We start from the raw sequence: 12,350 nt of genomic DNA, 5'->3' as shown, positions 1-12,350 counted from the left end.
ATGCGGCGGGCGGCGCACATGGGTTTGGCCGGACGCGAGGGGTGCCTCTGTCCGGGTGGTTTGCTGTTCCGGGGGCCGGTTGGGCCGTTACGTGCTGTGGCCGGATGGATAGGCCGGGTAAGAGGTGGCGGCGCCGCCAGGATGGCGGAGGGCCGGCAAGGGATCGCAAATCCCCATGTCCGCTCGAAAGCTCTCGGTCTGCGGAGAACCCCTGCACCCGATGAAGAGGTGGTCTTGGGGGGTCCCGTATCTCCTGGTCGGTAGCGGGGTGTCAGTCCGCACCGATGGTCGCGACGGATTGGAGTATGGCAGAGCGGGATTAAGGGCGCGCAAGCGGGGCGTGCGGTGGGTTGGGGCTTGGCGCAACGCCCGTGATGGGTGGTGCGGCTCGGTCTGTGTCTACGAGTTATCAAACCCGTCTGTGCTTAGATCCAGAGCCATCGTTACATACAGTTCTGTCAGGTACTGTTCGATGTGGTTCTCGACTTTGAGAAAACGAAAGCTCATGTCTCTGATCTTCTGAATTTCCTCGCTGAACGTTGCGCCATAGATGGAATGGTTCACGATATCGGACCTGCTCAGGACCTTTTTGTATGTCGCCTTTCGAATCTCCTCATGCCGCATCCTTGTGCGCTTCAGAGCAAAGGAAGCGGAGTTGTGCGACAAAGCTACATGGGCTTGCAGGCGCTGAGACAGTTTGTTGGTCCGTCCGACGTAAACGGGATTTTTGTCCTCGTAAAACACGTAGATCGCTGGGATGTTTAACCCTTTTGGTCTGGCGCTCATCAGGAAGATTTCCTGGTTGAGCAGCGTATCAAAATTCTCTTTGGCGCGAAGACAAAAGGAATCGAAGTCGGCGGATGACATTTAAAGACCTCTCTTTGGTTGGCAAGTATTGCCCAATTGGGACGTGGCGCGCAGCGGCACGGCCCGCGCCTGACCTTCCCCCGGGAAGGCGCTTCACGCCTCCCCAAGGTCAGGCGCGGGCCTTGTGTTGCGGGGACGGGGGCAAGAAAACGCACCCAGGACACCATTTTGGAGTGTGACTCTTTGCGTAGTTGCGTACCGGAAACAACAATTACTGAGAAAGAGTTAAGTGTGTTCAAATAATCAAGTTAAAGTTGCGATTCTAGAATTATCTTTGGGTCAAGCCTTTTCGAGGTCTTGATTTTGCAGCGCAAGACGCCTTTCCACTTCCTGTCTAACGTTTTTAGCTGCATGACGCGTTTCGTCTTTGTTTCGTGAAAAACGGTTCTCGATGAATTCTCCAACTATCCGTGGAAGTGTTTCCGCGCAGATTTGAAGCGAAGCAATAAGGAGTGCGCCAAGGAAAGGTATAAAAATTAAGTATGACCAAATAGGAATTTGAAATTCGGAGGCGGTTTTGAGGCCCCATACAAAGAAGCCCGTGAAACTAGCCATCCAAGCAAGAAAAAATGGTAGGGTGAACAGAAAGGTGTCGTGCAATTTATTGAAAGATCTTTGGGTTAAATCAGGTAAGTCTTTCGTGGTCGCATCTATTCCTTTTTCAATCGCGCTATCATGAGCTAAATAAACAGTGAGTGCGGTGTTTCTTGGAATGCAAATTTTAGAAATTTGGATCCCGTCACCTATATCATCGACCTGAGCGTGCGCGCCGTTGTTCGTATCCACAATTTGTGATGCAAAAATTGTAGAACTATTTTTCTTTTTGAAGGTTGGACGGTTTACGAAGTCGTCATCTGTAACCGTTACATCGGTTCGATTGGAGAGTGTAATGAAGTCCGTGATCAGAGTTTTTCCGCCTCCTGTAACGTTGAAAACCTCTGCTTCGAATCCTGCTGGCAAGTCAAAACTTATTCTTTCCTGCCTTACCCACTGATAAAAAATTCTCTTTTGCTTGTCGTTATTTCTCTTTGAGAGACCGAAAATAAATCCGAGAATTGTTACGGTGCTAGCAACTCCATTTATAAATTCACTGTTTTGAGCGTATATGGTGGAGAAAACATCAAACATCCAGCTCCTCCACGAACTTCGCGTTCTCCTGAATATACTGGTAGCGAAGCTCGGGTTTTTTGCCCATCAGCTGTTCGACCAGCTCGCCGGTCTCGCCGGGTTCGTCCTCGTCTATGGTGACGCGGATCAGCTTGCGGGTGGTGGGGTCCATCGTGGTCTCTTTCAGGTCCTTGGCGTCCATTTCGCCAAGACCCTTGAAGCGGGAGACATCAATCTTGCCTTTGCCGCCCAGACCCTTTTCCAGCCATTTGTCGCGCTCGGCCTCGTCCAGGCAATAGACGCGTTTCGCCCCTTGGGTCAGGCGGAACAGCGGCGGGCAGGCGAGGTAGAGATGGCCGCCGTCAATGAGCGGGCGCATCTGGGTGAAGAAGAAGGTCATCAGCAATGATGCGATATGGGCGCCGTCGACGTCCGCATCGGTCATGATGATGATCTTGTCATAGCGCAGATCGTCGAGGTTGAATTTGGTGCCGGTGCCGACGCCAAGCGCCTCGCACAAGTCGCGGATTTCGGCGTTGGTGCCGATCTTGTTGGAGGCAGCCCCCAGCACGTTCAGGATTTTGCCCTTCAAAGGCAGCAGCGCCTGATTGACCCGGTTGCGCGCGCCCTTGCCTGAGCCGCCGGCCGAGTCGCCCTCGACAATGAACAATTCGGTGCCGGAGCGGTCTTTGGAGGTGCAATCGGTCAGCTTGCCCGGCAGGCGCAGTTTTTTGGTGGCGGATTTGCGCTGGGTCTCTTTCTCCTGCTTGCGGCGCAGGCGTTCCTCGGCCCGCAGGACAAGGAAATCGAGAATGGCGCCGGCCGATTTGGTGTCGGCGGCCAGCCAGTTGTCAAAGTGATCGCGGACCGAGTTTTCCACCATTTTCGAGGCCGCCTCGGTCGACAGGCGGTCCTTGGTCTGGCCCACGAAAGCCGGGTCGGCGATGAAGCAGGAGATCAGCGCGCAGCCGCCGGCCATCAGGTCGTCGCGGGTGATCTGCGCGGCCTTTTTGTTGCCGACCAGCTCGCCGTAGGCCTTGATCCCCTTGAGGATCGCGGCCCAGAAACCGGCCACATGGGTGCCGCCTTCGGGGTGGGGACGGTGTTACAGTAGGACTGCGTGAAGCCGTCGCGCGAAGGCGTCCAGTTGATCGCCCATTCGACGTAACCCGGCGCGTTGAACTTCTCGCGGAACTCGACCTTGCCGGCAAAGGGCGCGTCAGCATAGACGGAGGATTTGCCCAGGACTTCGCTCAGGTAGTCGCGCAATCCGCCGGGGAAGTGGAAAGTGGCCTCGGCCGGGGTTTCGCCGTCGTCAATGTGGGTTTTCCAGCGGATTTCGACGCCGGAGAACAGATAGGCCTTGGAGCGCACCAGGGTCATCAGGCGCTTGGGCTTGAACCGGTGGGAGCCGAAGATCTGCTCATCCGCGTGGAAGGTCACGAAGGTGCCGCGCTTGTTGGGGGCGGCGCCGATTTTTTCCACCGGTCCCAGCGGCAGGCCGCGGGAGAAGCGCTGCTCGAACAACTCCTTGTTCTTGGCCACTTGGACCACCAGCGAATCCGACAGAGCGTTCACCACCGAGGAGCCGACGCCATGCAGACCGCCGGAGGTCTGGTAGGCCTTGCCGGAAAACTTGCCGCCTGCGTGCAGGGTGCAGAGGATCACCTCAAGCGCGGATTTGTCCGGGAACTTGGGGTGCGGGTCGATCGGGATGCCGCGGCCGTTGTCGGTGATGGTGACGGAATAATCCGCATTCAGGGTGACTTCGATACGGTTGGCATGGCCCGCGACGGCCTCGTCCATCGAGTTGTCGAGGATCTCGGCGACCATATGGTGCAGTGCGCGCTCATCGGTGCCGCCGATATACATGCCGGGGCGCTGGCGGACCGGCTCAAGCCCTTCCAGAACTTCAATCGAGGAGGCGTCATAGGTGTCGGCTGCAGGCGTGCTGAGGAGGTCGTCGGCCATGTGCGGGAACTGCTCTTCCTTGGTGTTGATTGGCAGCCATTATGGCAGGTGTCGGGGCCGGGTGGAAGAGGGACGCAAGGGGCTGTGGATAAGGCGGCTTGGGGGTCTGCTAAGGTCAGGGAGTAGAGCGGTCAGGGCATCTGTTGGCCGCAGGCGGGGGTAAGCCCCCGCCGTCATGTTGAAAGCGTGCCTCGGGCGGGACGGGGCGGTCGAGGGCTGAGGGGCGTGCCGCCGGGCGGAATGGTTTGCGGGGTAGTGGAACTTTTCAGACGGCGGGCTGAAGGGCAGATAGTTTTCAAACCATCGAAAGTAGGTTCCGGTAATCCGGGTGCGGCGATATTCTCCGTGCGGTGCAGGGGGCTGCGGGCTACACCTCGGCCAGCGAATGGTATGAGGAGGGCCGCCAAGTGGCTGACAAGGGGATCAAAACGCAGGACTGGGCGGCGTTCCGGGCGGAGGCGCAGCGGATGCTGGGGGCGGCGCTGGATCAGATGCAGGAAGCTGCGGAGCGCCCCTGGCAGCCGGTGCCTGAGGATATTGATGCGCGCTATGCGGTGACAGCGCAGGCGCAGGGGCCGCAGGCGGCAGTGGACCGGATCATCCGCGACGTGCTGCCCTATCACGGCGGCAACACCCATCCGCGGTTCTGGGGCTGGGTGCAGGGGTCGGGACTGGCGTCGGATCTGATCGCTTCGGTCGCGGCGGCGGCGGTCAATGCCAACATGGGCGGGCGCGATCACGGCGCGAACTACATGGAGCGCGCAGTGGTGGATTGGACGCGCCGCAAGATGGGGATGCCTGATGGGGCCAGCGGGCTGCTGGTCACGGGCACCTCGCAGGCCACGGTGATAGCCTTTCAGGCCGCACGGCTGCGGGTGATGAAGGACCTGCGCCAGCGTGGTCAGGGTGACGTGCGGCTGACGGCCTATGCGGGCGAGGGCGTGCATAATGCAACGCTGAAGGCGGTGGAGCTTTTGGGCATCGGCTCGGACAATCTGCGCAAGGTGCCTTTGGCTGGCGGGCAGATCGACTGCGCGGCTTTGGCGGCGATGGTGGCGGAAGACAAGGCTGCCGGGGCGCTGCCGTTTCTGGTGGTGGGGACAGCCGGATCGGTGGATCTTGGGCTGTATGATGATTTGAATGCGCTGGCCGATGCGGCGTCCGGACTGGGCCTGTGGCTGCATGTGGACGGGGCTTTCGGCGCCTGGACACGGATCGCGGCTGAGCCTTGGCGGTCTTTGTCCGACGGGATCGGACGGGCCGACAGTATTGCGCTGGATTTCCACAAGTGGATGTATGTGGGTTATGACTGCGGCATGGCGCTGCTGCGTAACGAAGACGAGCACCGGGCGGCGTTTTCGGCGCGGCCATCCTATCTGGAGGGGGCCGAGCGCGGGCTGGCGGGCGGCGAGCCATGGTTCTGTGATTACGGCATCGATCTGAGCCGCGGCAACCGGGCGCTGAAGGTCTGGACCGCGCTGGAGACCTATGGCGAGGCAGCTTTCTGCGAGGCGATCACCGGCAATTGCGAGCTGGCGGCATATATGGCGGCGCAAGTTGAGGCGCAGCCCGATATGGCGCTGGGCGCGCCGGTGGTGTCGAATGTCTGCGTGTTCACAGCCCGCAGCGATCTGCCGCCGGAGGCGCAGTCAGAAGTGAATGCGCGGGTTGCCCAGACCCTGCAGGAGAGCGGCGAGGCGGTGTTTTCCACCACCCGTTCGCAAGGCCGGGTGATGCTGCGCGCGGCGATTACCAACCACCGCAGCCGCGAGGCGGATGTGCGGGCGGCAATTGCGGCAGTGGCGCGGGAGGCTGCCGGTTAACTCGGCGGATCGGGCGGCAATCGGCGGGCTTTTGCGGTTTCGGGTTGCAAGAAGGGGCGTTGCCCCTCGGCCTTCCGGCCTCACCCCAGGGTATTTCCGGCCAGAAAGAAGCGGGCGGGCTGAAGACTGCCGGTGAGGTGCGCGGCTGTTGCGGGGGCGCGGATTGGGGCGTAAAGCTGTGGCTATGAAACGTTTTGTTCCTTTGCTTTCGTTTGCGCTTCTGGTGCCGCAGGGCGCCGGATCGCATCCGCATATTTTTGTCGATACCGCGCTGAAGGTGATTGTTTCGGATGCCGGGCAGTTGCAGGCCGTGGAGATCACCTGGGCCTATGACGAGTTCTATTCACTGCTGATTTTCGAGGACCGGGGGCTGGACGGCGATTTTGATGGCGCGCTGACAGCCGCGGAACTGGCCGGGCTGCAGGGGTTCGACATGGTTTGGACCGAGGGGTTTCAGGGCGACACCTATCTGACCCGGGATGGTGCTGCGCTGGCGCTGGGAGCGCCGGAGCATCTGTCCACCGAGGTCGCCGAGGGGCGCATCACCACCCGCCACCGGCGCGTTCTGGCGCAGCCGCAGGCCGCGGACGGGGTGATGATCAAGGCCTATGATCCGACGTATTACACGGCCTATACCCTGACCGGCGGGCTGAAGGTTTCAGGCGGCTGCCAAGGCCATGTCACCCCGCCGGATCTGGACGCGGCCTATACCAAAGTTGAAGAGCTGCTCTATGCGATGCCCGCGGAACAGGCAGAGGCGGCGTATCCTGAGGTAGGGGCGGCATTTGCGGATACCGTGCAGTTGAGCTGCGGGGCGTAAGGTGCGGGCTTTTCTCGCAGTTTCAGTGCTGGCTGTTGCGGTTTCCGCCGCCTGGCTGTGGGGCTTCGGCGGCGCCGGCGTTGTGGCCGCCTGGGCGGGCGAAGGCCAGCGCGAGGCGCAGACTGCTATGGCGCGGGGGCTGCGGGCCTTGCGGGCCGGTGAACCCGGAGCGCTGACGGCGCTGCTTGGATTGTGTTTTGCCTACGGGTTCTTTCATGCCGCCGGGCCGGGGCATGGCAAGCTGGTGATCGGCGGCTATGGCATGGGCAAGCCGGTGCCGCTGGCGCGGCTGGCCGGGCTGGCTGTGGCGTCTTCGCTGGCGCAGGCGGCCACTGCGGTGCTGCTGGTGGCCGGCGGGCTGCTGCTGCTGGACTGGGGGCGGGAGCAGCTGACCCGTGCGGCCGAGGATGTGCTGGCGCCGCTGTCCTACGGGCTGATTGCACTGGTGGGGCTGTGGCTGCTGCAGCGCGGGGCGCGGCGGCTGATGGCCAGCCGGGGTGGCGGGCCGGAAGGGCAACACCCGCATCACCACCATCCTGAACAGGGAGACGCCTGTGCCGCCTGCGGGCACCGGCACGGGCCCACCGCGGAGGAGGCGGCCAGTGTCGCCTCGCTGCGCGACGCGCTGGCAATCATCGGCGCGGTGGCACTGCGGCCCTGCACGGGGGCGGTGTTTCTGTTGCTTTTGACCTGGCGCATGGGGGTGCTGTGGGCCGGGGTTGCCGGCGCCTTTGCCATGGGGCTTGGCACTGCAGCGGTGACTGTGGCGGTGGCGGCGGCGGCGGTCACCCTGCGCAAGGGCGCGCTGGCGCAGCTGCAAGGGACGGGCGCGCTGCGGGCAGCGGCAGTGCTGGAGATCGCCGCAGGCGCAGTGGTGGCGGTGCTGGCGGTCCAGATCATGCTGCGGGCATTTTAAAGGATCACGCGGTCAGGGCGCTGTCCAGCAGGGCAAACATCGGCTCCTGGATCAGATAGGCTGACATCAGGGCTTGCATCGGGGCGGCTTGTTCACGCGCAGTCATCCCACGCCAGAAGGTCAGGGACTTGCGCTGCAGCAGGTGCCCGTGCGGGTGGGCTTTGCCATAGGGGGAGGGCACGCGTTTCAGTTCCGGGTCTTTGACGGCGAAGCCCTTGAGCGCCAGAATGTCCGTCAGTGCGGCGACCTCGTCGCCATAGGCGCCGTCGATGGCCGCCCGCCAGCGCGGCAGCTGCGGCTTGCTGAAACCCATGATGCCGCCGCCTGCGGTGCAATAATCCGGGGCCAGCCCGAAAAACAGCGCACAGCCGCTGCTGTTCAGCGTCCACATCAGGTGCAGATGGGTGGTGTAGGGGGTCTTGTCCTTGGAAAACCGCACGTCGCGCTGCGGGCGGAACAATTTGCCCGTGACTTCGGCACCGCTGCGCAGGCTGATCGCTTGGGAAACTTCGTCCAGCAGCCGCAGCGCGGGAGACTTCAGCTGGGCCTCATACTTGTCCTTATGCGCGGTGAACCAGTCCCGGCTGTTGTTCTGCGAAAGCGCCGCCAGAAAGGCGCGGGCATCGGGGATCAGCTGGGCAAAGGCGTTGGTCATCGGGAATGGCTCCTGGGCGGCAGGCGGGAAATCCTCCTGTGCAGGATATCACCATAGACCTGTGCAGGGGCAAGGAAACTCCGCTCTTGCCGGGAATGACTGTCCCGCCTAAGGCTGGCTGTATGAGCACATTCGCACCCAAACACACCGAGATGTCCCTGCGCGGCCATACCAGGGCGATAGCCATCCTTGGGCTGCCGCTGATCGGCGGCCATGTGGCGCAGTTTGCAATCGGCCTGACCGATACCGTGATGCTGGGCTGGTACGGGGTGGAGGCGCTGGCGGCGGTGACGCTGGGGGCAACCTATTTCTTTTCCATCTTCCTTTTAGGGTCCGGCTTTGCCTTTGCGGTAATGCCGATGGTGGCGGCGGCAGCCGGTGCCGGGAAGAGCGGCAGATCCGGCGCAGCACCCGGATGGGGCTGTGGCTGTCGCTGCTTTATGGTGCGCTGGCGATGCCCTTGCTGTGGTGGTCGGAGCCTATTCTGCTGATGCTGGGGCAGCAGGCGGATATCGCCCATGCGGCGGCTGAATACCTGCGGATTGCAGGCTGGGCGATCTTTCCGGCGCTTTTGTATATGGTGGCCAAGTCGTATCTGGCGGCGCTGGAGCGGACCCAGATCGTGCTGTGGCTGTCAGTGTTCGGGGCGGTGCTGAACGCGCTGGTGAACTATGCGCTGATCTTTGGCAACTGGGGCGCGCCGGAGCTGGGCATCACCGGGGCGGCGATCGCGTCACTGGTGACCAACGGGGTGTCCTTTGTGCTGGTGCTGGCCTATGCGCTGAAGGTGCTGCCGGAGCATGAGCTGCTGAAGAATTTCCAGCGCCCCGACTGGGAGATGCTGGGGCAGGTGTTGCGGATGGGAACGCCGATCGGGCTGACCACCCTGGCTGAGACCAGCCTGTTTGCGGCCTCAGCCATGATGATGGGGTGGCTGGGCACGGTGCCGCTGGCTGCGCACGGGATTGCGATCTCGCTGGCGGGGCTGACGTTCATGGTGCATCTGGGACTGTCCAATGCGGCAACGATCCGGGCAGGCAATGCCTTTGGCCGGGGTGACCGGGACCATATGGCGCGCGGCGGCAAGGTTGTGACAGTGATGTCGCTGGTGGTGTCCGTGGTTGGGATCACTCTGTTTTTGACCCTTCCGGACCCGCTGATGTCGCTGTTCCTGGATCCGGCTGATCCGCAGAAGACGGAGATCCTGCTGATCGGTGCCGGGCTTTTGGCGGCGGCGGCGCTGTTTCAGCTGATGGACGGAATGCAGGCCATTGCCCTGGGGCTTTTGCGCGGAGTGCAGGACACCGGCGTGCCGATGGTGATTGCAGTGCTCAGCTATTGGGCCGTCGGGATTCCTGCGTCTTATGTCTTTGGTTTTCTGCTGGAATGGGGCGGCGTTGGTGTCTGGGTGGGGCTGATCGCCGGGCTTACAACCGCCGGCGTCTTCCTGATGGCCCGGTTCTGGCGGCAGTCGATCAAGCTGGTGGGCGCTGCGGCAGTCTGAGCGGGCGGGGTTGACCCATTGCGGGCAACTCGGCAGGCTTCCTGAACAGCTAATTTGCATTCAATAAGAGGCGGTTCCTGATGATGACCGACGACGATACACGCCTGCTGCGCATTGCCTATGAAGAAGCCAGGGCGGGATTTGACGAGGGCGGCTGCCCGATCGGGTCTGTTCTGGCGCGGGAGGGCCAGGTGGTGGCGCAGGGCCGCAACCAGCGGGTGCAGAAGGGCGATCCGATTGCCCACGGCGAGATGGACGCGCTGCGCAAGGCGGGGCGGCAGAGATCCTATCGCGATACGGTGCTTTATACCTCGCTGTCGCCCTGCATGATGTGCAGTGGTACCATTGTGCAGTTCGGCATCCCGCGGGTGGTGATCGGCGACACGCAGAATTTTGGCGGCAACGAGGAATTCCTGCGCTCGCGCGGTGTCGAGGTGGTGATTGCCGAGGATCCGGACTGCATCGCGCTGATGGAGCTGTTCATCCGGGAAAGGCCGGAGCTGTGGGCGGAAGACATCGCCGAGTGACAGCGGCCTGAGGTCTGGCGAAACCATGGCATTTTGCGTCGGGTTTCGGAGGCTTGGCACCAGGCTTTTGCGGTAGGGTCTGCGCAGATTGGCAATATTTGCGCGCGCCGTTCGGACGGTGCGCGGCAGCAGGAGGATCCCCCATGTCCAAACCCGTCGTTCTGATCACCTCGGCCACCGGCCGTATCGGCCGGGAACTGGTCGCCCGCTTGGCCGCCGCCGGCGGTTTCACCGTGCGCGCCTGCTACTTCAGCGAAGCCAAGGCAGACCAGCTGACCGCGCTGGGCGCCGATGAGGTGGTGAAGTTCGACCTGTCGGAACCGGCCACCTGGGATGCGGCGCTGGACGGTGTTTCGGCGGTCTATTCCGCCTCGCTTGACCCGATGCTGGAGGGGCATCTGAACTTTGCCAAGGCACTGGGCGGCCGCAAGAACCAGATCAAACATGTGGTGCGCATAAGCTGCATGGGCGCCGATACCAACACCGCCGATTATGATGCGGATACCCATGCCTCGCGCGCAGGCGCAGGTATTCCGCTGATGCTGCAGCATTACTGGTGGGGCGAAAAGGCGCTGATTGACGCGGGTCTGAACGTGACCGCGCTGCGCAACAACTTTTTCATGAATCACCTGCTGAAGACCGATTGCGACACCATCGGAGCCGAGGGCTGGTTCTCCAACCCGCTGGGAGATATGCGAAATTCCTTTGTCGCTACCCGCGACATCGCCGAGGCAGCGGCGGTGGTGCTGGCGGAAGGCCCCGCGCGGCATGGCAACAAATTCTATGACATCACCGGCCCGGCGCCGCAGTCGATGGCGGAAATCGCCGCTGATCTGGGCCGCGCGATGGGCAAGGAAATCGCGTACCGCGCCCAGTCGATGGAGCAGTTCGAGGCCGATTTCGGCAGCACCCGCGCCGAGTTCTTTGAGTATCTGACAAACGGCTTCTACACCCGCTGCAGCCCGGATTTCTATAACATCACCGGGCACAAGCCGACCTCTTATTATGACTATTTGACCACCAAGGGCGCCAGCGGCGAAACTGGCCTTGAGGAGCTGTGGCAGGGCAACCTGTGGAAGAAAGGCGTCGATGCAATGAAAGACGCCGCCGCCGCCACGGCGTCCTGAGCCGCAACGGACCGCGTGTCAGTCTGAAAGAAAAAAGGGCTTCGCGCGGGCAGCGCGAAGCCCTTGGCTTGTCCTGCGTGGGGGGATTCGGCGGACAAGCAATCAGCGCCTTAGCGCGGCCGTTTCTAGTGGCTGATGTCCGACAGCAGATCCGGGTTCATCACCAGATTGCGCACACCGTGGGCGTGATCCTCCATAAAGACATTGCCTTCCAGCCATTTGGCGACGGAATGAATGTTCACCTTGGCGACCTTGGGGCGCACGCTCCAGGAGACCTGGAAGGGCGAACCGTCCTCGTTATAGCCGGGGCCGGTGGTGGAGCCGGCATATTGCACCGGGGTACCGGTATCGCTGGGAATATTGCTGGCCTGATGCAGCCCGTTTGCCTTGCCAATCCAGGCCAGCGTGTTGAAGTCGAGCGCATTTTCGTCGTTCACCAGCACAAAAACCTGTGCCTCGACCCGCAGCTGCGGGTTCTTGATCGCGTCGCTGAGACAGGACCCAAGGGTCGGGCCGGGCTGCACCTGGGCGGTGGAGTGGACGTAATGCACCTCGATCGTGTCGCCGGGCTGCAGGTCGCCGTGCGCGGTGGCACCGACGGGGTGATCCAGCGGTGCCAGTTCTGCGGCGGTCAGCGTGCCGTCGTATTTGTAGCCGGTGCCATAGCCGTGGCCGTCGCCATTGCCGGCGAAAGTCGTGAAGTCACCGCCGCGGTGTTCGGCGTTTTCGTGAAAGTGGATGTTGCACAGGTTCATTTCCGCATAGTCCGGTGCCGCTTGGAAACTGCGCGTGTTGCTGCCAGCGGCGGCGTCTATGTCGCGTGGCGACTGGGGGCCGAAGCCGGCGCCCTTGGTCTTGGCCGCGAGGGCTGCGCGCTGTTCGGCAATCACACTGTCCGCAACGGCGCCTGCGCCGGCGGCATGGGCTGCGGTCCCGGCGAGCAGTGTTGAAACAGTGGCGGCGGCCAGGGACAGAATAGGTTTTTGCATGAGGATTCCTGTTGTAACTGAGAACATAAGCGGGACGTACCGGT

9 protein-coding genes and 2 pseudogenes are annotated in these 12,350 nt (G+C 62.1%); 6 read left to right on the top strand and 5 right to left on the bottom strand.

All coding sequences use genetic code 11. The annotated features are described in order from the left end of the window. Positions 1-399: 399 nt before the first annotated feature. The 3 genes and pseudogenes from ETW23_RS12265 to parE form a co-directional block, all read right to left on the bottom strand. Positions 400-867 (bottom strand): GIY-YIG nuclease family protein, encoded by a 468-nt coding sequence (locus ETW23_RS12265; protein ID WP_134830147.1) that lies wholly within the window; start codon positions 865-867, stop codon positions 400-402. A 279-nt stretch (positions 868-1,146) separates the two neighbouring features. Next, entirely contained in the window at positions 1,147-1,995 is an 849-nt protein-coding gene (locus ETW23_RS12260; protein WP_134830146.1) for a hypothetical protein, read from the bottom strand. Next, a pseudogene (gene parE, locus ETW23_RS12255) lies at positions 1,988-3,945 on the bottom strand (DNA topoisomerase IV subunit B). The gene ETW23_RS12260 and the pseudogene parE overlap by 8 nt, the downstream one beginning before the upstream one ends. A 407-nt stretch (positions 3,946-4,352) precedes the next feature. On the opposite strand from parE, the gene ETW23_RS12250 reads away from it, so the two are divergent. The 3 genes from ETW23_RS12250 (at position 4,353) to ETW23_RS12240 (ending at position 7,504) form a co-directional block, all read left to right on the top strand. Further along, entirely contained in the window at positions 4,353-5,768 is a 1,416-nt protein-coding gene (locus ETW23_RS12250) for a pyridoxal-dependent decarboxylase (protein ID WP_134830145.1), read from the top strand. A gap of 184 nt (positions 5,769-5,952) precedes the next feature. Next, a complete protein-coding gene (locus ETW23_RS12245; protein WP_134830144.1) occupies positions 5,953-6,588 on the top strand; it encodes a DUF1007 family protein in 636 nt (211 codons plus the stop codon). Position 6,589: 1 nt separating this feature from the next. After that, positions 6,590-7,504, top strand: coding sequence for a nickel/cobalt transporter (locus tag ETW23_RS12240; RefSeq protein WP_134830143.1), 915 nt, complete (start codon positions 6,590-6,592; stop codon positions 7,502-7,504). 4 nt (positions 7,505-7,508) lie between these two features. On the opposite strand, the gene ETW23_RS12235 is transcribed toward ETW23_RS12240, so the two are convergent. Further along, positions 7,509-8,159: a TIGR02453 family protein gene (locus tag ETW23_RS12235; RefSeq protein WP_134830142.1), complete on the bottom strand. Its 651-nt coding sequence runs from the start codon at positions 8,157-8,159 to the stop codon at positions 7,509-7,511. A gap of 152 nt (positions 8,160-8,311) precedes the next feature. Between ETW23_RS12235 and ETW23_RS12230 the strand changes: the two are divergent. From ETW23_RS12230 to ETW23_RS12220, 3 genes and pseudogenes are all read left to right on the top strand, one after another. Beyond that, a pseudogene (locus ETW23_RS12230) lies at positions 8,312-9,663 on the top strand (MATE family efflux transporter). 83 nt (positions 9,664-9,746) lie between these two features. Next, positions 9,747-10,190 carry a nucleoside deaminase gene (locus ETW23_RS12225; protein WP_348773143.1) on the top strand — a complete coding sequence of 148 codons (444 nt, stop codon included), beginning with the start codon at positions 9,747-9,749 and terminating at the stop codon, positions 10,188-10,190. A 143-nt stretch (positions 10,191-10,333) separates the two neighbouring features. After that, on the top strand, positions 10,334-11,317 hold the full coding sequence (locus ETW23_RS12220; RefSeq protein ID WP_134830140.1) for an SDR family oxidoreductase: 984 nt from the start codon (positions 10,334-10,336) through the stop codon (positions 11,315-11,317). Between the two features lie 125 nt (positions 11,318-11,442). Here ETW23_RS12220 and ETW23_RS12215 read toward each other — a convergent pair whose 3' ends face one another. Beyond that, a complete protein-coding gene (locus tag ETW23_RS12215; protein ID WP_134830139.1) occupies positions 11,443-12,306 on the bottom strand; it encodes a delta-class carbonic anhydrase in 864 nt (287 codons plus the stop codon). Positions 12,307-12,350: the final 44 nt, after the last annotated feature.

Source organism: Leisingera sp. NJS201 (assembly GCF_004535885.1).
GTDB lineage: Bacteria > Pseudomonadota > Alphaproteobacteria > Rhodobacterales > Rhodobacteraceae > Leisingera.
This window is presented reverse-complemented; position numbering and strand designations above follow the sequence as displayed.

Bases quoted from the DNA above. Each gene is read 5' to 3' on its own strand.
- ETW23_RS12265 (WP_134830147.1), bottom strand. From the start codon at position 867: ATGTCATCCGCCGACTTCGATTCCTTTTGTCTTCGCGCCAAAGAGAAT.
- ETW23_RS12260 (WP_134830146.1), bottom strand. From the start codon at position 1,995: ATGTTTGATGTTTTCTCCACCATATACGCTCAAAACAGTGAATTTATA.
- ETW23_RS12245 (WP_134830144.1), top strand. From the start codon at position 5,953: ATGAAACGTTTTGTTCCTTTGCTTTCGTTTGCGCTTCTGGTGCCGCAG.
- ETW23_RS12235 (WP_134830142.1), bottom strand. From the start codon at position 8,159: ATGACCAACGCCTTTGCCCAGCTGATCCCCGATGCCCGCGCCTTTCTG.
- ETW23_RS12225 (WP_348773143.1), top strand. From the start codon at position 9,747: ATGACCGACGACGATACACGCCTGCTGCGCATTGCCTATGAAGAAGCC.
- ETW23_RS12220 (WP_134830140.1), top strand. From the start codon at position 10,334: ATGTCCAAACCCGTCGTTCTGATCACCTCGGCCACCGGCCGTATCGGC.
- ETW23_RS12215 (WP_134830139.1), bottom strand. From the start codon at position 12,306: ATGCAAAAACCTATTCTGTCCCTGGCCGCCGCCACTGTTTCAACACTG.